We start from the raw sequence: 21,968 nt of genomic DNA, 5'->3' as shown, positions 1-21,968 counted from the left end.
AAATTAAAAAGTGAGTGACCTAATAAATTCGGGAAAATAGCAAGTAAAAGAAAATATATCCAATCATTTGTTGAATATGGAAATAAAGGTTCTTGTTTAAGAATGACATAGATTAATAAAGTTACAGTACTCATGAAATATACAATAAATGTGTAAGTCACCATCGAAATACGTTTTCTAATAGATTGACCAATTAATAAATATGCTGTAATTAACATACAGGCAATTAAAGCAATAATATCGCCAATCAATGCCTTTTGACTTACATAAAAATCACCCCAACTTATCATCACACTTCCTATAATCGCAATAACTGCACTAATGATAGTTCTTACAGATATTCTTTCTTTATATATTAAATATGTACCAATAAACGCGAATAAAGGCTGTAATGTAACTAATACGGTCGAACTTGCTACGGATGTGTAATTTAGCGATTCAAACCATAGGATAAAGTGGAAAGCGAGAAAGATACCTGCAATCGTCGAATATATAAAGTCTTGTTTTGTCATATTTCGTAGTTCTTTAACGTATTTTAAAAGAAATACCGGCAACATTATCAATACTGAAAAAAGCAGACGATAAAATGCAATGACTCCTGAAGGTGCTGTAGATAATTTTACAAAAATAGCAGATGTTGATACAGAAATGACTCCAATAATAATTATTAAATATGGATTTATTTTTGGTTTATTCATCGTTTCTCTCCCCAATTCCAATACAAAAGTCTTTTATCTACCACTTTCATAACCTGTTCCGTATAATATTTATATGGTTCACACCCAAAGGTAAAGGCCATTCAAACATTGTCCGCACCACATGTGGTACCAATTTTTTCAATCAAACCACAATAAATCGATGTTTTTACAACCTCAAAACTAAAAAAGCCTACCTTTTTGGGGACTACCAGTATATAAATATAAGAAAGAATTCTTTTATGTCTGATTTTATTAGTAAAGGATTGGTTTTGCAACCAGTATTTAAGAACATCTATTGATAAGAAGGAGATCATTTTGCTAGATTATGTGAATTTAGAAGTGTTAATTAAACTTGGAGTAACGGCCATTCTTGGTTTAATCATTGGTCTAGAGCGTGAAATCAAACGAAAGCCGATTGGTTTAAAGACATCATTAGTTATTTCAATTGTTGCTTGTCTCCTTACAATCGTTTCAATTGAATCTGCGTATCGCGCTATACCTGGTCACAAAGGTGTTAACATTACGATGGATCCGCTTCGTTTAGCTGCTCAAATTGTCTCTGGAATTGGTTTCTTGGGGGCAGGAGCTATTTTAAGGAGAGGAAATGACAGTATATCTGGTTTAACGACAGCAGCTATTATATGGGGAGCTGCAGGAATCGGAATTGCTGTAGGTGCCGGGTTTTATTTCGAGGCCATCGCAGGAGTCATCTTTATTATGATAAGTGTTGAACTAATTCCTTCAGTTATGACTTGGATAGGTCCTAAACAATTGAGAGAAAAGGAAATGAAGCTAGACATTATTGTATCTGAAAGTAAGTATGTGAAATTTGTTATTGAAACCATTCAGCAACAAAAAATAACGGTCTATCGCATACGAATTCGGGATTTGAAAGATGGGGGTCATTCAATTCAATTAAACATTGGGGTTAACTACAAACTAAAATTAACAAGTTTGTATGAATTAGTCTCACAAATGAATGGAGTAAAACAAGTTGAAATTGAGAGTTTATAATAGATACATTTCTACACTAGAGGATGTCGACTTTTTTTAAAAAAAGGAATCGTTAAGGAAGCAAACGAATGTACATATTTAAAATACTATAGGTTTCAACTTTTATTAAGGAAAGGGGCTGTTTAACATGCAGCGCCCTTTTATCATGCACAAACGAATTGAAAAAGAAAATCTCCACCAACAATTTAGGGTATCTAGGCTGTCTATTATTTTCCACTTTTCCCTCTAGCTGAAAAATAAACCTCCGTAAACAATACAGCCTATCTCGTAATATAAACAGGAAAACCTGCTTTCCGAGCACGTTCTGCTAATTCTTCTGCGTTTTTCCTATTTCCAAAAGCACCTATTTGAACTCGATATAACGTATTTGGATCAGTCTTTTGCTCATTTTTATTAGATGAATTACTTGTTGAGCCATTACTTCCCGAACCACCCGCTTTTTTGTGCAAATTCAAGGCTTTTGCTAAACCGTTGACATGACCTCTTGCAATTTTATTTATATAAGAGGAGCTTTTTAATTTATTTGCATCTGTCGCATTGTCAATAAAGCCATTCTCTGTTAGAATCGCTGGCATATGAGACTCCCTTAGCACATGGAAATTCGCTTGTTTTTGTCCACGGTCACGCAAATCAATCTGCCGAATAATTTCTTCATGAATAGATTTTTGATATTTCTTTGTTTGTGAACTCGCAGCAGGATAGACATAACTTTCAAAGCCTGTTCCTCCACCTGAATTTATGTGAATAGATAAATAAAAGTCAGCCCCCCAACTATTTGCTGCGTTTGTCCGATCACTTAGGCTAACAGTCTTATCGATTGTTCTACTCATTTTTATTAATATATTGTCATATTCATTTTTTAAAATCCGCTGTACTTCATTAGCAATTTGGAGTGTGATATTTTTTTCACTTATTCCATTTCCAACCGCCCCAGGGTCTGACCCACCGTGGCCCGGGTCAATAAAAATCTTTACCATTCTATTCACCTCTCAATTTATTTAACTGCAGTGTGAAAACGACCATTGCAAGAAATTTATAGGTGTCATCTAATTTATTTATATGAAGAAAAGTGAAAAATGGTTAAGATAATTAAGTAAAACAATGATTCTACGCTAAATAAGGATTATTGAATTAAAATGCATGAAGAGCGAACCTAAGCACACAAGCAAGGTGTAAGCAGCTTTGCATCGCAGCCAAAAAAAGCTTTTTCTACGAACTCAAGTCTCTTGGTTGCCTTGTATGAATGTAAAATATGAGAAAGCTGAATAACTATTAACAAAAAAATGCAAGTTTACTTTTCACAGCAAACTTGCACTTACACGTTAATCGTATTTTTTATTATCTCGACATTTCATATGCTTTGATTTTATCACTATGCAACAAAGTTAAATCAATATCGTCCCACCCATTCACTAATTTTTCTTTATGGTATTTGGGAATATCAAAAGGTATGACTCGAGTACCATCTCCAATCGTTTGTGCTTCAAGATCAATGGCTAATGTAAATGGGAGTGATTCTGCGCTCTCCATCCACTCCTTAATAATATCCTCATCTAATTGAATCGGTAATATCCCATTTTTCAACGCATTATTATAAAAAATATCGGCAAAACTAGGTGCAATCACAACACGAAAACCGTAATCAAGAAGGGCCCAGGCGGCATGTTCACGGGATGATCCGCAACCAAAATTTTTCCCTGCTAAAAGTATACTAACTCCTGTATACTTCTCGTCATTTAAAGTAAAGCCTTTAATCGGTTGCCCGTCGTTATCAAAGCGCCAATGATAAAATAAGTATTTTCCGAATCCTGTTCGTTCAATTGCTTTTAAAAATTGTTTTGGGATAATTTGATCCGTGTCTACATTTTCACGATTTAACGGATAAACTAGCCCTTTATGGTATTTAATTGCTTCCATTCCTTTTTGACCTCCTTGTATTTTTTCTTATGTGTATTATTGAAAAACTTCTTGCATTTCCCGTACATCGATAAAGTGACCAGATATTGCCGCAGCTGCTGCCATTTCAGGACTTACAAGATGTGTCCTAGCACCATTTCCTTGTCTTCCTTCAAAGTTACGATTGGAAGTAGATGCACATCTTCCCCCTGGTGGAACGATATCCTCATTCATTCCTAGACACATACTACAACCAGCTTCACGCCATTCAAATCCTGCTTCTTTAAAAATTTGATCTAATCCTTCCTTCTCCGCTTCCATTTTTACAACAAAGGAACCTGGAACAACAATCGCTCGCTGAATATTTTCATGTACTTTTCTCCCTCGCACAATTTCTGCTGCTTTTCTCAAATCAGCGAGGCGTGAATTTGTACAGGAACCAATAAAGACATGATCAATTTCAATAGAAGTAATTGGTTGATTTTCTTCTAATCCCATATAATCAAGAGCCCGACGAACTTCATCTTTATTATCCACATCAGTTATTGATGGTGTGCGTCCACTTACTGGAACACACATACTTGGATTTGTTCCCCACGTTACTTGAGGTTCAATTTCTTCTGCATTTATCGTAACAGTCCGATCAAAATCAGCCCCTTCGTCTGTGGCCAATGATAACCATTCAGCAGCAATCTTTTCGAATTCTTCACGTTTCGGAACATATCTTTTTCCTCTTAAAAATTCAATGGTTTTTTCATCAGGACTAATTAACCCTGCTCGTGCACCTGCTTCAATTGACATGTTACAAACAGTCATTCGTCCTTCCATTGATAAACCACGTACTGCCTCACCCGTATATTCAATCACGTAACCTTGACCAAAGCTAACACCAAACTTAGATATAATTGCTAAAATTAAATCTTTTGCAGTTACACCGACGCCTAACTTCCCTTCGACATGGACATTCAATGTTTTTGGACGTTGTTGCCATATTGTTTGTGTCGCTAATACATGTTCCACTTCACTCGTTCCGATACCAAATGCAAGAGCACCGAATGCTCCATGAGTAGACGTATGGCTATCTCCGCATACAATTGTTTTTCCAGGTTGGGTTAGACCTAGTTGCGGACCGATAACATGAACAATTCCTTGGTCTGGATGAAACATATCGGCTAATGTAATCCCAAATTCATCACAGTTTTTCTTTAACGTTTCCATTTGTTTTTTTGAAATAGGATCACGAATAATTTCACGATTCATCGTTGGAACATTATGGTCCATTGTCGCAAAAGTTAAATCAGGGCGACGAACTTTCCGATTGTTCAATCTTAAACCTTCAAATGCTTGTGGTGATGTTACCTCATGAACGAGATGCAAATCAATATATAACAAATCCGGTTTTCCTTCCTCTCGATGAACTACATGTTTTTCCCAAATTTTTTCAATAATTGTTTTCGGTTTCCCCATCTTTCTTCCCTCCTATGAATCTCTGAATAAAGGTTAAACGTTTCTAGAATATCCTATTGGCTTTGCAGCTCGTAATTTTCCTAAAATTATATTAGTTAACTGTTCAGTACCTACTGTTATTCCGTTTTCTAACGGTAAATCTGGTGTATGGTACCCTTGTAATAATGTTTCATTCACAGCTTCTTCGATTACCTGAGCCTCTTCTTCCATTTGAAAAGATGAACGAAGCATGAATGCAGCTGACAAAATCATTCCAATTGGATTTGCCACACCTTTCCCAGCAATATCAGGTGCGGACCCGTGAATCGGTTCATATAATCCGAAAGAATCAGAACGTACACTTGCTGAAGGTAGTAACCCGAGAGAACCGGTCAAAACAGACGCTTCATCACTTAAAATATCGCCAAACATATTTTCAGTAACAATTACATCGAATTGGCTCGGGTTCGTTATTAACTTCATACTTGCCGCATCTACGTAAAGGTGATCTACTTTAACATCTGGGTATTCGTTTCTTTTTTCATTTACAATTTCACGCCATAATTTACTAGATTCGAGAACATTTGCTTTATCCACTGATGTTAGATGTTTTCGTCGCATTTGAGCAAACTGAAAAGCTTTTTCTACAATTCTTTCAATTTCGTGTCGTTCATAATAGAGTGTATCTACAACAACATTTCCGCCATCACGCCTTTCGCTTGGCTTTCCGAAATATAAACCACTTGTTAATTCCCGGACAATTAAAATATCGCTATCCTTTATAATTTCTTCCTTAAGTGGAGAAGCGTGAAGTAAAGGAGAAAAACCTTTAATCGGACGTAAATTAGCAAAAAGCATGAGATCTTTCCGTATTTTTAAAAGCCCCTTTTCAGGTCGGATATCTGCTGGTAAGGTGTCCCACTGTGGTCCACCAACTGCGCCTAATAGAACCGCATCTGCCCTTTTACACGCCTCAACAGTTTCATCTGTTAGCGGGATTCCAAAACGTTCAATAGAATCTCCACCAATGGCATACTCATTAAATGTAAATTGATGATGAAAATACTCCCCAATTGTTGTTAGTATCCGTTTTGCCGATTGCATGATTTCTGGTCCAATTCCATCACCTGGTAGACATACAATTTGTTTTTCCATCTTTTTCACCCATTTTCTATTTGATTTGGAGATTTCTTTCTATATTCCATATAAAAATCGAGTTTGTCGCGCGTTTCGAAATCCTGCTATTTACTCGTTATTACTTCTTTTCTCACTGTATTCTGTTGAATTAGATATTTATTTACGGCATTAATATAAGCATGTGCAGATGCTTCAAGAACGTCTGCTGCTGTCCCACGTCCATTTATCATTTCACCGTTCACTTTCACTTTGACATAACTTTCAGCAAGGGCATCTTTCCCACCACCAATGGAACTAATTTGGTAATCTAGTAAATTGGTTTCCTCAATAATTAGTGCAGCGATTGTTTTATATAATGCCTCGACACTCCCATTTCCTGTACATGCAGTTTGAACAACGTGGTCGTCTGGTGTCTTTAACGAAACCGTTGCGGTTGGAATATTCGCCGATCCGTATTGTACTTGGAACATTTCCAATTGATATTTTTTTATTGCACTCGTATTTGTTTGAATTTCCATTAAAATTGTAAATAAATCATCATCGGTTACTTCTTTTTTATGGTCAGTCATTTGTTTAAACTGTTGGAACGCTTGATTTAATTTTTCCTCTGACAATGTAAAGCCAAGTTCAATTACTTTTTCTTTAAACGCATGCCTTCCTGAATGTTTTCCTAAAATTAATGCATTTGAGTGAACGCCAACTAATTCAGGTGTGATAATTTCATAGGTTTCTGCATTTTTTAATACACCATCTTGATGGATACCTGATTCGTGTGCATAAGCATTTCGACCAATAACTGCTTTATTCGCTTGCACGCTCATCCCTGTTAGTTTTGCAACAAGGTCACTCGTCCGTTTTAGTTCATCTAATTTTAAATTCGTTTCATATGGATAAAAATCTGAGCGGATTTTTAAAGCGATAGCAACTTCCTCTAATGCCGCATTTCCCGCCCGTTCACCAATTCCGTTAATTGTACCTTCGACTTGTGTTACTCCATTTTCAATCGCTGCTAATGAGTTCGCTACTGCCATTCCTAAATCATCGTGACAATGGCAAGAAAGGGCTACACGATCAATGTTTGGAACATGCTCCCTTATATAACGAAACATTTTTCCATATTCTTCTGGTGTTGTATATCCAACTGTATCCGGTAAGTTAATGACGTTCGCACCAGCATCGATGACTTCTCGAATAATTTTGGCAAGAAAATCCCAATCGGATCGAGAGGCATCTTCTGCCGACCATTCAACAATAGAAAACTTTCTCTTTGCGTATTTCACCATATTTACCGAGGTTTCAATGACTTCATCTGGTGTCATTTTTAATTTGTATTTCATATGGATCGGAGACGTTGCTAAAAAAAGGTGCAAACATGGCTCCTCAGCATTTCTTAATGCGTCCCATGCCGTATCAATATCCGACTGAACTGCCCGTGATAGTCCGATAATGGAAGAATCTTTTATCGTTTCAGCAATTGCCTTGACCGCTTCAAAGTCACCTTTTGATGATGCTGGGAATCCCGCCTCAATTCGGTCAACCCGAAGACGTTCTAATTGTCTAGCAATCTCTAACTTCTCCAATTGATTTAAATTTACTCCTGGTGATTGTTCTCCATCCCTAAGCGTCGTATCAAAAATTTTAATTTGTGTCATCATCTCTTCCATCCTTTCATTTTTACTTTCTCTTATTACACAATAAATTTCCTTTTCACAATTAACACTGTAAAGTAAAAAACAATATGAAAAGCCCCTTTCTCCCACAAATAAATCTGACGAACAGATAACGTTGGGGAGAAAAGAGCTTTCTCGGTACCACCCAATTTTATAGTATTCTCGCAAATACTACCTCATGAAGCTTGTAGCTTCGTTTTGATAACAGGTACGAATAGGGGATGTACCTGGCTAAACTTAATAGGAAAATCCGTTCAGTTCAGCACTCAGGGAGGAGACTGAAACAAAATGTATTTCCAGGCTTCCACCATCCCTGGATCTCTGTGAATACATGGACTTTGTTCCATAATCCCTTCATTGCTTTAGTATATGATTATAAAATATTTATAAAATTTTGTTATCAGTTAATATTGTCACTTATCATAAAACATTTTTCTGAAAAGTGCAAGAGGTTTTTAAATTTTTTTATTTTAATTTAACGTATAAATTCATTCACCCAATCAATTTCACTTATTTTCCAATATTCACCCCTGATACAGGTGGCTGAATCTCATTTCCTTTTCTGCTCCAATAAGTAGCAAGAAGTGGCCCAGAAATATTATGCCATACACTAAATATGACACTTGGAATCGCTGCTAACGGTGAAAAATAACCGATGGCAAGGGTTGAAGCAAGACCCGAATTTTGCATACCAACCTCGATTGAAATCGTCTTTTGACTTGGATAATCTAATTTCAACAATTTTGCGACAAAAAATCCAAGCAATAATCCAAGACAGTTATGTAACACAACGACAAGAAATATGAGTAACCCGTTTGAAAGCAAATTATCTCTATTTACAGCTACAACAGCTGATGCTACACCGACAATTCCGACAACCGATACAAGTGGTAAGATTGCCGTACTTTTTTCTACTTGTTTTTTGAAAAAGTATTGTACTAATACCCCTAAAACAATTGGTATTAAAACAACTTGAACCACTGAAATGAACATACTCCAGAAAGAAACTTCCATCCATTGTCTAGCTAAAAGCCATGTTAAAAAAGGTGTTAAAATAGGTGCTAGTAGTGTTGAAACTGCTGTAGCACTAACAGATAAAGCTGCATTCCCTTTTGCTAAGTAAGTCATCACATTCGATGCCGTTCCCCCAGGTGCACATCCGACTAAAATGACCCCTGCTGCCAATTCAGGTGGTAGTTTGAATAGTACGGCTAATCCAAAAGCAACTAATGGCATAATTGTATATTGACTGATTGCTGCAATAATTACACTTTTAGGAGATTGAAAGACTGCTTTAAAATCATCTACCGTTAACGTTAATCCCATTCCAAACATAATGATTCCGAGCAATAATGAAATATGTGGTGCAATCCATGTAAAACCTTCAGGGATAAAATAACTTAAGATAGCAAAAATAATAATCCAAACAGCAAATGTATTTCCTGCAAAATTACTAATTTTCGTTAATTGTCGCAATATCATCACTCCTTTTTTCTAGTTAGTAGAAATTATAGTCTAATTTTTTTACTTTGCAATATAATTTTATTAAAAATATATTTTAGAAAGTTTTAAATATACTTGACATACCGATTTACTTTTATTAAAATCTATTTTAAATATATTTTGAAATGAAAACGTAAATAGAAATAACGCTATGAAGAGAACGGGAAACAATACCAAAGTATTTAAAGCGATCCGGTGATGGTGGGAGTCCGGAAATACTTCTTGTTTCTAGATCATCTCTGAGCGCCATTCTGAACGGACTTCCAATTAGGTTTGGCCAGGTTCTTAAATAAAGTACCTGTTATCAAAAGAAGCTACAAGCTTCATAAGGTAATATCTGTGAGGATATTATGAAGATTGGGTGGTACCAAGAAAAGCAAACTCTTTTCTTCCCAAATAGTTATACGCTTTTGGGGGAAATGGGTTTTTTTATTTTCCCGTTATATCTGAACTATTTTTGATAAATTTTAAAATATAAATAAATTAAGTATTGACCATTTTCTAAAAATACTTTATTATAAACGGCAAATATATTTTTAGCACAGTACAGTGAAAAAATATTAACTAATACATTCATAGATTTAATTCGATGACGGGAACGGGGAACAATACTAATGTATTTAAAGCGATTCAGGGGTGGTGCAAGCCTGAAAATACATATTGTTCCTAGATCATCCCTGAGTGCTAATCTGAACAGTAAGCTAAGTAGGATTAGCCAGGTGTAATTTTACACCTGTTACCAAAAGAAGCTCCATGCTTCATGAGGTAGTATTCGCAAGGATACTACGAACTTGGGTGGTACAGAGGAAAGATGACTCTTTTCTCCCCAAATAGCTGCGGTAAGTAGTTTTGTGGGGAGTAAAGAGCTTTTTTTATACACTTTCACTATAATCATAGTTCAAATTAAAGGGGAGGTTTCTTTCGTGAATCTTAAGGTAATGAATGACGAGGAAAGGCAAGTTGAACAAAAGAACGGTGCTGACCTTTTAGTCGATACACTCGTTAATGAAAATGTTGATACGATTTTCGGATATCCCGGTGGTGCAGTATTGCCGATTTATGATGCGTTCCATCGCAAAAAAGCACCTTTTAAACATATTCTTACAAGACATGAACAAGGGGCGATTCATGCTGCAGAAGGTTATGCAAGGGTAACAGGGAAACCGGGAGTTGTTTTTGCGACATCAGGCCCTGGGGCCACGAATTTAGTGACAGGTATTACAGATGCTATGATTGACTCAATTCCTTTAGTCATTTTTACTGGTCAAGTTGCTAAAAATGTGATTGGGACGGATGCATTTCAAGAGGCGGATGTCATTGGTATAACGACACCAATTACGAAATATAATTATCAGGTCAATGATTTAACAGACTTACCTTCCATTGTTCGGGAAGCCTTCCACATTGCAACAACGGGGAGACCTGGACCTGTTGTCATTGATATACCTAAAAATATTGCAACGGACCAAGTAAGGAGGAATTCTCAATATAATACAAATATTCATTTACCAGGCTATCAACCGACAACTGTTCCAAACCCACTACAAGTAACAAAACTTATTGAAGCGTTAAAAAATTCCAAGAGGCCGCTCGTCTTAGCGGGGGCTGGTGTATTGTTTGCCGATGCCGCTAAAGAGCTAAAAGATTTTGTTGAAAGATTCCAATTACCGGTTACAAACACGTTGCTCGGATTAGGTAGTTTTCCTGGTGACCATGAATTATTTTTAGGAATGGCAGGGATGCACGGAACATATGCAGCAAATATGGCAATTTCTGAATGTGATTTATTAATCAATTTTGGTGCACGATTTGATGACCGCCTAACCGGAAACTTAAACCACTTTGCTCCTTATGCAAAAGTCGCTCATGTTGATATTGATCCGGCAGAAATAAGTAAAAACGTAGAAACTGCTATCCCGATGGTTGGGGATGCAAAAGAAGCTTTAAATTCACTATTAAACTATGATTTGAAACTAACACGAAACGAGCAATGGATGGAAAGACTAGCAAAATATAAAGCAGAAAAACCACTATGGTATGAGAAACCGAAAGAATTTATTTCACCACAATGGTTTATCGAACAAATTTATAAACTAACAAAAGGAAATGCAATTGTTACCACAGATGTGGGCCAACATCAGATGTGGGCAGCCCAATACTTCCAATTTAAGAAACCACATCGTTGGGTCACATCGGGTGGTCTTGGTACGATGGGATTTGGTTTACCTGCAGCAATTGGTGCGCAAATTGCTAAGCCTAGTGAATTAGTCATTTCCATTGTTGGAGATGCTGGATTTCAAATGACAAACCAAGAACTTGCTGTCATAAGGGAAAGAAATCTCCCAGTAAAAACAATTATTTTAAATAATTCCGCTTTAGGGATGGTGAGACAGTGGCAAGAAATCTTTTATGAAGAACGTTACTCAGAATCGATTCTCTCTTTCAATCCCGATTTTATTAAATTAGCTGAGAGTTACGATATTCGTGGAGTTATTATCGATCGAGAAGAGGATGCTATTCAGAAGCTTGAAGAAGCGTTTCGTTATGAGGGACCAGTATTAATCGATTGTCGTATTCCACAAAGTGAATGTGTTTATCCAATGGTTGCGCCTGGTCAAGGTCTGCATCAAATGGTGGGGGTGACGAAATGAGGCGGATCATTACTGCAACAGTACAAAACCGTAGTGGTGTACTCAATCGAATTACAGGTATGTTAACAAAAAGGCAGTTTAATATTGAGAGCATCACGGTTGGCGGTACAGAAAAAGAAGGGATTTCAAAGATGACCTTTGTTATTGATGTTGCTGATCCTCAAAAGTTTGAACAATTAACAAAACAATTAAATAAACAAATTGACGTAATTAAAGTAACTGATATTACAGAAAAGGCTCATGTTGTACGTGAGTTAGCACTAATTAAAGTCGCGGGTACACGCGGGCAACATGCAGAAATTCAAAGTGTCATCGCCCCATTTCGGGCATCAATTATCGATGTCAGTAAAGATAGCTTAATCATTCAAGTGACAGGGAAACCTGATAAAATTGATGCTTTAGTCGAATTATTAAAATCTTATGGAATTAAAGAACTAACACGAACTGGTATTACCGCATTTTTACGTGGACATCAACCACAAGTAACTGATATGAATTCACTTTCCATATAGAGTTGTTCCGAAACCTGTTGGAAAGAATAATAATCTAAAAAAATATCAATTATTACGGAGGGAACTATCATGGTAAAAGTTTTACACAATGAAGATATTGTAAGAAATGTACTACAAGGTAAAAAAGTTGCAGTTGTTGGATATGGATCACAAGGTCATGCTCATGCACAAAACTTGCGTGACAGTGGATATGAAGTTGTGATTGGTTTACGTGAAGGAAAATCATATGTACGAGCAAAAGAAGATGGCTTTACTGTATTACCTGTAGCTGAAGCGGTAAGTGTTGCAGACGTTGTTATGCTGCTTATGCCAGATGAAACTCAAGCAAAAGTATATGAAGAAAGTATTAAACCGAACTTAAAGTCTGGTGCTGCTCTTGCCTTTGCCCATGGATTTAACATTCATTTTGGTCAAATTGTACCACCACAAGACGTTGATGTATTCATGGTTGCACCTAAAGGACCAGGTCACCTTGTGCGCCGTACGTATGAAGAAGGTGCGGGTGTCCCTGCCCTATATGCTGTATATCAAGATGCAACAGGGGAAGCTAAAGATCTTGCATTAAGCTATGCAAAAGGAATTGGCTCTGCTCGTGCAGGAATTTTAGAAACAACATTTAAAGAAGAAACAGAAACCGACTTGTTTGGTGAGCAAGCTGTATTATGTGGAGGACTAACAAGCTTAATTAAAGCTGGTTTCGAAGTATTAGTAGAAGCCGGATACCAACCAGAAGCAGCCTATTTTGAATGTTTGCACGAGATGAAACTAATTGTTGACCTGCTTTATGAAGGTGGATTATCAAATATGCGCTACTCAATTTCCGACACAGCACAGTGGGGTGATTTTGTATCAGGTCCACGCGTTATTACGGATGATACGAAAGAAAGAATGCGTGAAATCCTTTCCGACATTCAAACTGGGCAATTTGCAAAAGGATGGATTCTAGAAAATCAAGTAAACCGTCCACAATTTAATGCGATTAATGCAGCAGAGCAAAACCATCCAATTGAAAAAGTAGGGCAAGAACTACGTGCATTAATGCCATTCATTAAGCAATCTGTTAAAGATCAAGAAACAAAAAATAAAGAACTAGTGAAGTAACCAATTAATATACTATTAATAAGTAAGAAAACCGGGCTTTCAAACTGATTTTTCACTTTTATAATCACGACAGTTTATATTATGAATGCCCGGTTTGAATTGCTACAAAATAATTAGATTTTTATCTATGTTTTTCTTTTCTAAGGGAGTGAGGAAATTGGGGATTGTACTTTAAGTGAGAAAAAAATTTATTCTGCAATGAACGCTTTATCACCGTTTGTTCACCGTACACCAATATTTACATCTGAAACAACAAACCGAATTGTCGGAAAAAAGGTTTACTTTAAAATGGAAAATCAACAAAAAACGGGTGCTTTTAAAATCCGAGGTGCAACTTATAAAATAATGCAATTACGGCGAGAGCAATTAAAAAAAGGGGTTATTACTGCCTCTGCTGGTAACCATGCTCAAGGTGTCGCATACGCAGCGAAAAAAGCTGGGACAAAAGCTACAATTTTCATGCCAGAAAATACACCACATTCAAAAATTGATGCAACAAGGAACTACGGTGCGAAAGTAGTGTTAACCGGTGAGAGTTTTCAAGAAGCATATGAAGCCTCATTGAAAATGCAAGAGGAATACGGTGCTACCTATATCCACCCATTTGATGATTACGATGTTATGGCCGGTCAAGGCACAATCGCACTTGAATTACTCAGACAAGAGGACCGAATTGATACAATCCTCGTTCCTATTGGTGGCGGTGGGTTAATCAGTGGTATTGCAGTAGCAGTAAAAACAATCAATCCTCACATAAAGGTGATTGGGGTTCAAGCAAGTGGAGCCGCACCTGTCCGAGATAGCTTCAAAACAAAGACTCCTACAAACTGGAACCATGTTTCCACGATTGCAGAAGGAATTGCGGTGAAAAAACCCGGGAAACATACACTACCAATTATTATGAACTTTGTTGACGACGTCTTAACTGTCACAGACGAACAAATTGCTGCAAGCATTCTTTATATGTTAGAAAGAGGGAAAACTTTAATTGAAGGCGCCGGAGCAGTAACGACAGCAGCATTGTTTGCTTATCACCATCAATTGAAATCAAAGCATTGTGGTCTTATTGTTAGCGGAGGAAATATTGATATTGAAGAAATGCCGCATATTCAACAACTAGCTGCAATGACTGGTGGAAACGGTGATAAAATCGCCATTAATTTATAAACAGGTAAAGGATTGGGTGACTTTTGAACCCAATCCTTTTTTATACTTTAGGTCTACTTATTCCAAAACTATTAATTTGTTAAAGCTTGAATTGGTGCAGGAATTCTTCCACCACGATTAATAAATTTTTCTGAGCTATAGCTATTAACCGCCATGACTGGTGCACGACCGAGTAATCCACCAAATTCAACAATCTCCCCTTCTGTTTTCCCAGGCACTGGAATTACCCGGACAGCGGTTGTTTTCTTATTTATCATTCCAATCGCGGCTTCATCGGCAATCATGGCCGAAATGGTCGCTTCGGAGACATCACCAGAGACAGCAATCATATCAAGACCGACAGAACAAACACATGTCATCGCTTCTAATTTTGATAGAGTTAGAGCTTGATCGACAACCCCACGAATCATTCCGTTATCCTCACTTACTGGAATGAAAGCCCCACTTAATCCACCAACATATGAACTTGCCATCGTTCCCCCTTTTTTCACCGCATCATTCATTAATGCCAATGCTGCAATCGTTCCATGAGTTCCGACTCTTTCTAAACCGATTTCCTCTAAAATTTCCGCAACACTATCGTTCATCGCATTTGTCGGTGCAAGAGAAAGATCCATAATTCCAAAAGGTACATTGAGCCGTTCTGCGACAACACGACCAATAAATTCACCAGCTCGAGTGATTTTAAAAGCCGTCTTCTTAATGACATCAGCCACTTCCCCTAAATCTGCTTCCGAATGGCGCTTCAGTGCATTTAAAACAACCCCTGGCCCACTGACACCAACATTTAGAACAACTTCACCTTCTCCGGCACCATGGAAAGCACCTGCCATAAAAGGATTGTCCTCAACCGGATTACAAAAAACAACTAGTTTGGCACAAGCAAGTCCATTCTGGTCTTTTGTCCGTTCAGCAGCGTCCTTTATAATTGTACCCATTTTTCGAACAGCATCCATATTAATACCAGATTTCGTTGTCCCTATCGAAACAGAGGAACAAACTCGTTCAGTCACACTTAACGCTTCTGGAATTGCATCAATTAATGTTTGATCCGCATTTGTCATTCCTTTATGTACAAGAGCTGTAAAACCACCAATAAAGTCAATTCCGAGTTCCTTTGCCGCCCGGTCCAATGTTTTTGCGATTTCTACAGCTTGTTCGACAGTCGCATCACCTAATATTTCGGCAATTGGTGTAATGGAAATCCGTTTGTTAATAATTGGAATACCATATTCCTTCTCAACACTCTCAGCAACTTCTTTTAAATTTCGAGCGTAGTTAACAATTTTTTTATATATCTTCTCATTCATCTTTTGAAAGTCGGGATCCGCACAATTTTTCAAACTAATTCCCATCGTTACTGTCCGAATATCAAGATTTTCAGTTTGAACCATACGAATGGTTTCCAGCATTTCAGTATAAGTAATATTCATTTTCGTGACTCCTTATTTAAATTCGATGCATTGCTTGGAAAATATCTTCCAATTGAATATTAATTTTTAAGTTTAACTTAGTAGCAAGATCATCTAATTCTTGCTGTAAGGTTTCTAAATTAGCTCCTGTCATATCAACAATCATCATCATCGTAAAAAATTCTTGTAAAATCGTTTGGCTAATATCTAAAATATTTACTTTATGATTAGATAGAATCGTCGTTACATTGGCGATAATCCCAACTTGATCCTTTCCTACAACACTGACAACTGCTCGTTTTTTCTCCATCTATTCCACCTCAATTATTATTTTTCGCAAAAATAGTTACCACTTATTCTTCATATTTTCAGCGCTATCCTTTTATAATAGACTTACGAAATTCCTATTAATATTGTCATCTTAGCAAGGCGGAGTATTTTGGTCAATAGTCAATTATTTTATTTTTTTAATTAAAAGTTGCGGATGAATCAAAAGAGGAACCTTACGAGCAACAATAGCCCATTTGTGTAAGAGTGAGGAATCAATTTTGTGGTAATTGGTCTTGCAAAATATCAGAATAAATTGTATACTATTTGTGTCATTAAAAATAGTTACGGGGCATTAGCTCAGCTGGGAGAGCGCTTCGCTGGCAGCGAAGAGGTCAGCGGTTCGAGCCCGCTATGCTCCATACCGTTATTAAAAACCACGTCATGACAACGATTCATGACGTTCTTTTATTTTTGTTGACTTATTCGAATACTTATTGCATCGAACAACACGTCTATTCATTACGATAATTCGTATTGAAAGGGCGTGTTTTTTATTTTAAAACAAAAATAATCGAGGAACAAAATGAAAAGGAAAACGTGTAAAGAACGAAAGAAGTTTATTCCCTACTTCGGAAATTACGAGCTAGACCTTTTATTCATCATGTATCACAAAATAAAATTTGCAGAAGATCAGGCGGAAGGAACGTTAAAGAAATCTCATTTTTAATTCCCAAAATCATTACATATTGAAGTGGGCTTAGACGAATTGAAATTACGAAAAGAGAATAAGGGGGCAGAGAAAATAATTATTGATTACGTGGGCAAACGTTCTTCTTTACCGCTTCAATAGATTCATATATGTGACGACATAACCTTACGAATATGGGTCACTCGTGACTGTCACTTAAATCTACTTATTATCTTGTTTACACTTTATCTACATAACTAATATATAATAAATAACAACATATTTACTATGGTTTAAACGTTATTTACCTTCGAAGTTTATACCAGTTGAATCGTAATATTAAGATTATGGAAAAATGATTAATATTTATCACTTTGTAGATAAGTAAACAAATTAGATATAGAAAGGCGGACATTCCAAGCGGATTGTCCGTCTTTTTTAATACAAGTAACTATTTATTAATTTTTTTAAACGCCTCGGTTTGCTCTTTAATTCCTTTTTCAGCTGCAAATCTTTCAATACTTGATGCACCAAAGAATCCTACAATCCCATTAACTTTTTCGATTACATATTTAGCATCTTCTGGTTCAGCTATTGGGCCTCCATGACAAATAACCAATATATCTGGATTGACCGCACGTCCTGCATCCACAATTTCTTGAATGCGTTTAACACAATCATCTAAAGTTAATGCAGTTTTTGCACCAATCGTACCTTTTGTTGTCAGACCCATATGTGCAACGAGTACATCTGCACCCGCCTTTGCCATCTTTGTTGCTTGTTCTTCATCAAATACATATGGAGTTGTCAGAAGGTCTAGTTCATGTGCTTTCCGAATCATTTCCACTTCTAAACCATATCCCATGCCAGTTTCTTCTAAATTTTGGCGGAAAACTCCATCTATTAAACCGACAGTAGGAAAATTTTGTACCCCACTAAACCCTTGGTCTTTCAATTGTTTTAAAAATACATCCATAACTCGAAATGGGTCAGTACCATTCACTCCCGCAAGTACTGGAGTATTTTTCACAACAGGCAATACTTCATTACCCATTTCTTGAACGATTTGATTCGCATCTCCATATGCTAACAAACCTGCTAAAGAACCACGTCCAGCCATTCTATATCGACCAGAATTATAAATGATTAGCATGTCAGCGCCGCCCGCTTCACTACTTTTCGCAGTTATCCCTGTTCCAGCACCAACACCCAATAAAACTTCACCATTTTCAATTTTCTTTTTAAAATCTTTTAAAATTCCCTCTCTACTTAATGAAATCATCTTATTTATCACCTTTCTTTTTTTCGATTAATTGTAGCAATTTTTCAGCTGCTAATTCTGCAAATTTTTGGTCGTTAACATGTAGGTCAACTTCAGCTATTTCTATTTTGTTTACATCAATTTTTTCCTTTATTGTACGAATCAACGCTTGATCTTCTTCTGGTCCGAAAAATTGTTGACCTTCCATATCTAATCCCGAAAACCCCTTTATTGGAAACATTAATGCTGTGTAACCACCACTTGACTTATTTAGTCTTTCAGCCATATTTTCAGCAATTTTCCGATTTTCCTCAATCGTAGTTCTCATCAAAGTAACGGTTGGATTGTGTTGATAAAAGTTCCGATCATTAAATTGTGAAGGTACGGTATTTCTTGGCCCGAAATTCACCATATCCATTGCACCAACGGAAACTACTTGAGGTACCCCGTATTTACCTGCTGCTTCTAACCGATGAGGACCTGCTGCTAAAATTCCACCTACCGTTTCATCAGCCCATTCCGTTGTAGTAATATCAAGAACACCTTCAAAAAACCCATTTTCGATTAAATGTTCCATTGTTTTTCCACCAATACCCGTAGCATGAAAGATTAATACTTCATATCCCCTGGCCTCTAAATAATCCTTAGCATAATTTATACAAGGAGTTGTTAATCCAAACATGGTTGCTGCAATTAATGGCTTGTGCTCCAATTCAATCTTATGTTCAAACTGCAGCATCCCACAAATAGCAAAGACAGCATTCGTAAATATTTTCGTAGAGATTGTATTTAGTCCTGCGACGTCAACAATAGATGGAATCATAACGATATCACTCGTTCCCACATAAGGTTGCGTATTTCCAGAGGCCACTGTTGAGACCATAACTTTCGGAACACCAATAGGTAGAGCCCTCATTCCTGGTGTAGCTATTGAAGTACCGCCAGTTCCACCAAATGATAATACACCATGAAACTTACCCTCTTTATATAATCTAGGTAATATGATTTCCATTCCTTTTGACAGTACTTCTGTTGCATGTGCCCGATCCCTTTGCTTAACAATATTTTTAATATCTTCTCCAACGGCTTGTACAACATCCGCATTTGATACATCTGGAGTAAACTGTGGATCAAAAACACCTGAATGGATAGTGAATGTGTTAAAACCTAAAGATTCGATTAACTCCTTTACAAATAGAAATTCTTTTCCTTTGGAATCAAATGTTCCTATTAATGCTATTGTCTTAGTCAAACATATCACTTCCTTTTCAATTTTGGAAAACTGTATTACCTCTACAATTCAATATTACCGCTTCCAAAACTAAAAATATATGATTTTTTGTTTGTTTAACTTGTCGTTATGTTTGATTTTACAAATTCTCTAGGAGACACTCCTTTCCGTTTCTTAAAAATTTTACTGAACTGAGCGTAATTAGAATATCCAACTAACTCCGCAATAGTTGTCAGTGGCATCTTCTTTTCTCGGTAAATTTCTATCGCACGGTTGAGCCGAAAGTCAATTAAAAAATCAGTAAACGAAACCCCAACATTCTTTTTGAATAAAGTACTTAAATACGATCTAGATATATGAAGAATCGCTGATATTTCATTTAAAGATATTTCATCCTTATAGTGAAGACTTATATATCTTTTTATAAAATCAATATAATCTTCCGATGTAGTAAACCCACTTATGATTTTTTCAATAAGTTCCTCATATTTTACATCATTAGTTTTTTTAAAGGATTCTGTTACTTGCATAACGACTTGTTCTGTAGGTATTCTTTCAAAGACAGAACCACCAATATAGCCATCAATATTGGTTCCATCATAAATAAATTGAACATCAACTGGTTTATTCACAGGTCCACCATATACCATTTTTATCGTATTCGGATTTCTCTCTGAAACTACTTCAAAAATATCTCTTGCTAAATTTTTTGCCGTTTGTAATGATTGAATTTGTTTTGAACCGAGTTTACCTCCAGTTGTTAATCCTAAATGTAAACAAATCATATTTGCCCCTGCATCCACCATCTGAATCGCTTGTTCTTTATCAAATACAAAAGCAACTGTAAACAGTCCCAATTTATTGGCAATGGAAATACTCTCCACTTCCTGCTTATAGGAAATCCCTTGTTCTTCCAATACTTCTCTGTATATACCATCAACCAAACCAATTGTAGGATAATTATTAATTCCTGCAAAACCTCTTTCCTTGATTTGACGAATATATGTTTCTGAATTTTTTGTTGGGTCTGTGGCCATGAAACCGAATATAACAGGGATTTTTATTCTCGGTAGTAATTCCTTCAACCCAAATTCCATCACTGTGTCGTTACTATTTAAAAATGGCAAATATGCAGCAAGAGAACTTAATCCTTTTTGGCGAAAAATGCCAGAACTAAGTGCTAAAATAAAATCAGCACCGCCTTCTTCAGCATATTTTGCGGTTAGACCCGAACCTGCTGCAACTCCAATAATATGTCTATTTATTTTTATTTGTTTTCTTAGTTCCTCGCTAATCCTTTCTTTCACAAAATACTTCACACTCATCACACCATTTCATTTTGAATTCTTCAATTGTTTAAGTATGAAAGACTTCATAACATTAGTTTAATTCCATATACCCCAATATCACAATATATTTTAAATTTATTCCACTATTATTCCAGTTATCTGATAATCTATAAGTATATTCATAAATCGGTGGCATATCACATTGTAGGAAGCGGGGGGAACAAAAACAATGGAAATAAGGAAACCGAACGAATTAGAGTTGAAAGAAATCCTTTCCCTTGGACCACAGGCAATATTCGCTGGTACGTTAGGTCAAGTAAAACCGTCAGAAGAAAAAGTGAAACAACTTGTTGAACCTTTATTACAAAAAGAATGTTATTATTTGATAGCTAATAAAGATAATCATCTTTTGGGTTGGATACTCATAGGGGAAAGTAAAGATCAATTTGACGGAAAAACATTCGGATTCATTTACGAGCTGTTTGTATTAGAAGAATTTAGAGGTAATGGTATTTCAAAGCGATTGATAGAAAAAAGTATCGAACACTTCAAGCAAAAGGGATATTCAGAAGTACGTTTAAGTGTATTCGCTGGAAACCAAGCAATTAAACTATATGAAAAACTAGGATTTACTGATCGAACCATAACAATGAGTCTTCCAATTTAACAGATTTTCCCTATCCAAATTGAACATGCGGAAATATGATAGGTCATTGGTTATGAAACACTAGAGCAGATTGAAGGGCGCATACAGTAAATCAGTCCTATACTCAAAGTCCTTTTTGAAAGTAAAAAAGGAACTATCGGAAACTACTCTCTCAGACTACCAGTGAAGATACAGTTCGAGCCCCGATATGCTCCACTACCGAGACCCTTGTGTATCATTTTTTTGGGAATCGCCACTTAAACACCTATCCACAAAAGTGAAGTCGATAACTCGGCTTCACTTCATTTCCTGCCCATTAATTCTTAAAAGATGCATTTGAATTTTTAACAATGCATTCGTTAAATACCTGATGTTC

The 21,968-nt window shown here is 36.4% G+C and carries 18 protein-coding genes and 1 tRNA gene (1 of these 19 running past the window's edge); 7 read left to right on the top strand and 12 right to left on the bottom strand.

Annotated elements, in window-relative coordinates; genetic code table 11:
* Positions 1-698: the 5' portion of a DMT family transporter gene (locus BN2144_RS09655; protein WP_033828066.1), read on the bottom strand. Its footprint begins 196 nt before the window's first position; 698 of the gene's 894 nt are visible here — the first part of the coding sequence; the start codon lies at positions 696-698; the stop codon falls past the left edge of the window.
* 327 nt (positions 699-1,025) lie between these two features.
* On the opposite strand from BN2144_RS09655, the gene BN2144_RS09650 reads away from it, so the two are divergent.
* Complete coding sequence (locus BN2144_RS09650; protein ID WP_033828078.1) at positions 1,026-1,712, top strand: MgtC/SapB family protein; 687 nt, start codon at positions 1,026-1,028, stop codon at positions 1,710-1,712.
* Positions 1,713-1,972: 260 nt separating this feature from the next.
* On the opposite strand, the gene BN2144_RS09645 is transcribed toward BN2144_RS09650, so the two are convergent.
* The 6 genes from BN2144_RS09645 to BN2144_RS09620 all read right to left on the bottom strand — a co-directional run bounded on the left by BN2144_RS09645 (position 1,973) and on the right by BN2144_RS09620 (position 9,337).
* The gene (locus tag BN2144_RS09645; protein WP_033828065.1) at positions 1,973-2,689 is read right to left on the bottom strand and encodes an N-acetylmuramoyl-L-alanine amidase; all 717 of its coding nucleotides are present in this window, start codon (positions 2,687-2,689) and stop codon (positions 1,973-1,975) included.
* A 361-nt stretch (positions 2,690-3,050) separates the two neighbouring features.
* Entirely contained in the window at positions 3,051-3,629 is a 579-nt protein-coding gene (gene leuD / locus BN2144_RS09640; protein ID WP_033828064.1) for a 3-isopropylmalate dehydratase small subunit, read from the bottom strand.
* A gap of 36 nt (positions 3,630-3,665) precedes the next feature.
* Positions 3,666-5,075 (bottom strand): 3-isopropylmalate dehydratase large subunit, encoded by a 1,410-nt coding sequence (gene leuC / locus BN2144_RS09635; protein WP_033828063.1) that lies wholly within the window; start codon positions 5,073-5,075, stop codon positions 3,666-3,668.
* Positions 5,076-5,108: 33 nt separating this feature from the next.
* Positions 5,109-6,209 (bottom strand): 3-isopropylmalate dehydrogenase, encoded by a 1,101-nt coding sequence (gene leuB, locus BN2144_RS09630; RefSeq protein WP_033828062.1) that lies wholly within the window; start codon positions 6,207-6,209, stop codon positions 5,109-5,111.
* A gap of 86 nt (positions 6,210-6,295) precedes the next feature.
* Entirely contained in the window at positions 6,296-7,846 is a 1,551-nt protein-coding gene (locus BN2144_RS09625; RefSeq protein WP_268258029.1) for a 2-isopropylmalate synthase, read from the bottom strand.
* A 525-nt stretch (positions 7,847-8,371) separates the two neighbouring features.
* Complete coding sequence (locus BN2144_RS09620) at positions 8,372-9,337, bottom strand: bile acid:sodium symporter family protein (RefSeq protein WP_094763118.1); 966 nt, start codon at positions 9,335-9,337, stop codon at positions 8,372-8,374.
* Between the two features lie 965 nt (positions 9,338-10,302).
* Here BN2144_RS09620 and ilvB point away from each other — a divergent pair.
* The 4 genes from ilvB to ilvA all read left to right on the top strand — a co-directional run bounded on the left by ilvB (position 10,303) and on the right by ilvA (position 14,795).
* Positions 10,303-12,015, top strand: a complete 1,713-nt coding sequence (gene ilvB, locus BN2144_RS09615) for a biosynthetic-type acetolactate synthase large subunit (RefSeq protein WP_033828077.1) — start codon at positions 10,303-10,305, stop codon at positions 12,013-12,015.
* Complete coding sequence (gene ilvN / locus BN2144_RS09610) at positions 12,012-12,527, top strand: acetolactate synthase small subunit (protein ID WP_033828059.1); 516 nt, start codon at positions 12,012-12,014, stop codon at positions 12,525-12,527. Before ilvB ends, ilvN begins: the two co-directional genes overlap by 4 nt.
* Before the next feature lie 69 nt (positions 12,528-12,596).
* Complete coding sequence (gene ilvC / locus BN2144_RS09605; protein WP_033828058.1) at positions 12,597-13,628, top strand: ketol-acid reductoisomerase; 1,032 nt, start codon at positions 12,597-12,599, stop codon at positions 13,626-13,628.
* A gap of 198 nt (positions 13,629-13,826) precedes the next feature.
* Positions 13,827-14,795 (top strand): threonine ammonia-lyase, encoded by a 969-nt coding sequence (gene ilvA, locus BN2144_RS09600; protein WP_082195196.1) that lies wholly within the window; start codon positions 13,827-13,829, stop codon positions 14,793-14,795.
* 71 nt (positions 14,796-14,866) lie between these two features.
* Here ilvA and BN2144_RS09595 read toward each other — a convergent pair whose 3' ends face one another.
* Positions 14,867-16,228, bottom strand: coding sequence for a PFL family protein (locus BN2144_RS09595; RefSeq protein WP_033828056.1), 1,362 nt, complete (start codon positions 16,226-16,228; stop codon positions 14,867-14,869).
* A 16-nt stretch (positions 16,229-16,244) separates the two neighbouring features.
* A complete protein-coding gene (locus BN2144_RS09590) occupies positions 16,245-16,517 on the bottom strand; it encodes an ACT domain-containing protein (protein WP_033828055.1) in 273 nt (90 codons plus the stop codon).
* Positions 16,518-16,823: 306 nt separating this feature from the next.
* Between BN2144_RS09590 and BN2144_RS09585 the strand changes: the two genes are divergently transcribed.
* Positions 16,824-16,896, top strand: a tRNA-Ala gene (locus BN2144_RS09585).
* A gap of 720 nt (positions 16,897-17,616) precedes the next feature.
* On the opposite strand, the gene BN2144_RS09580 is transcribed toward BN2144_RS09585, so the two are convergent.
* The 3 genes from BN2144_RS09580 to BN2144_RS09570 form a co-directional block, all read right to left on the bottom strand.
* Positions 17,617-18,447 carry a phosphoenolpyruvate hydrolase family protein gene (locus BN2144_RS09580; RefSeq protein ID WP_033828054.1) on the bottom strand — a complete coding sequence of 277 codons (831 nt, stop codon included), beginning with the start codon at positions 18,445-18,447 and terminating at the stop codon, positions 17,617-17,619.
* A 1-nt stretch (position 18,448) separates the two neighbouring features.
* A complete protein-coding gene (locus BN2144_RS09575; protein ID WP_033828053.1) occupies positions 18,449-19,678 on the bottom strand; it encodes a Tm-1-like ATP-binding domain-containing protein in 1,230 nt (409 codons plus the stop codon).
* A 95-nt stretch (positions 19,679-19,773) separates the two neighbouring features.
* A complete protein-coding gene (locus BN2144_RS09570; RefSeq protein ID WP_033828052.1) occupies positions 19,774-20,982 on the bottom strand; it encodes a phosphoenolpyruvate hydrolase family protein in 1,209 nt (402 codons plus the stop codon).
* Positions 20,983-21,175: 193 nt separating this feature from the next.
* Between BN2144_RS09570 and BN2144_RS09565 the strand changes: the two genes are divergently transcribed.
* On the top strand, positions 21,176-21,613 hold the full coding sequence (locus BN2144_RS09565) for a GNAT family N-acetyltransferase (protein WP_033828051.1): 438 nt from the start codon (positions 21,176-21,178) through the stop codon (positions 21,611-21,613).
* Positions 21,614-21,968: the final 355 nt, after the last annotated feature.

The organism is Bacillus andreraoultii (assembly GCF_001244735.1).
Classification (GTDB): domain Bacteria; phylum Bacillota; class Bacilli; order Bacillales; family Caldibacillaceae; genus Caldifermentibacillus; species Caldifermentibacillus andreraoultii.
The sequence above is the reverse complement of the archived record's forward strand: the minus strand, read 5'-3'. Positions and strand labels throughout refer to the sequence as shown.

Coding starts and splice junctions, on each gene's coding strand:
- BN2144_RS09590 (WP_033828055.1), bottom strand. CDS start 16,517: ATGGAGAAAAAACGAGCAGTTGTCAGTGTTGTAGGAAAGGATCAAGTT.
- ilvN (WP_033828059.1), top strand. CDS start 12,012: ATGAGGCGGATCATTACTGCAACAGTACAAAACCGTAGTGGTGTACTC.
- BN2144_RS09625 (WP_268258029.1), bottom strand. CDS start 7,846: ATGATGACACAAATTAAAATTTTTGATACGACGCTTAGGGATGGAGAA.
- leuC (WP_033828063.1), bottom strand. CDS start 5,075: ATGGGGAAACCGAAAACAATTATTGAAAAAATTTGGGAAAAACATGTA.
- ilvC (WP_033828058.1), top strand. CDS start 12,597: ATGGTAAAAGTTTTACACAATGAAGATATTGTAAGAAATGTACTACAA.
- BN2144_RS09565 (WP_033828051.1), top strand. CDS start 21,176: ATGGAAATAAGGAAACCGAACGAATTAGAGTTGAAAGAAATCCTTTCC.
- ilvA (WP_082195196.1), top strand. CDS start 13,827: ATGAACGCTTTATCACCGTTTGTTCACCGTACACCAATATTTACATCT.
- BN2144_RS09570 (WP_033828052.1), bottom strand. CDS start 20,982: ATGAGTGTGAAGTATTTTGTGAAAGAAAGGATTAGCGAGGAACTAAGA.
- BN2144_RS09580 (WP_033828054.1), bottom strand. CDS start 18,447: ATGATTTCATTAAGTAGAGAGGGAATTTTAAAAGATTTTAAAAAGAAA.
- leuB (WP_033828062.1), bottom strand. CDS start 6,209: ATGGAAAAACAAATTGTATGTCTACCAGGTGATGGAATTGGACCAGAA.
- BN2144_RS09595 (WP_033828056.1), bottom strand. CDS start 16,228: ATGAATATTACTTATACTGAAATGCTGGAAACCATTCGTATGGTTCAA.
- BN2144_RS09645 (WP_033828065.1), bottom strand. CDS start 2,689: ATGGTAAAGATTTTTATTGACCCGGGCCACGGTGGGTCAGACCCTGGG.
- ilvB (WP_033828077.1), top strand. CDS start 10,303: ATGAATGACGAGGAAAGGCAAGTTGAACAAAAGAACGGTGCTGACCTT.
- leuD (WP_033828064.1), bottom strand. CDS start 3,629: ATGGAAGCAATTAAATACCATAAAGGGCTAGTTTATCCGTTAAATCGT.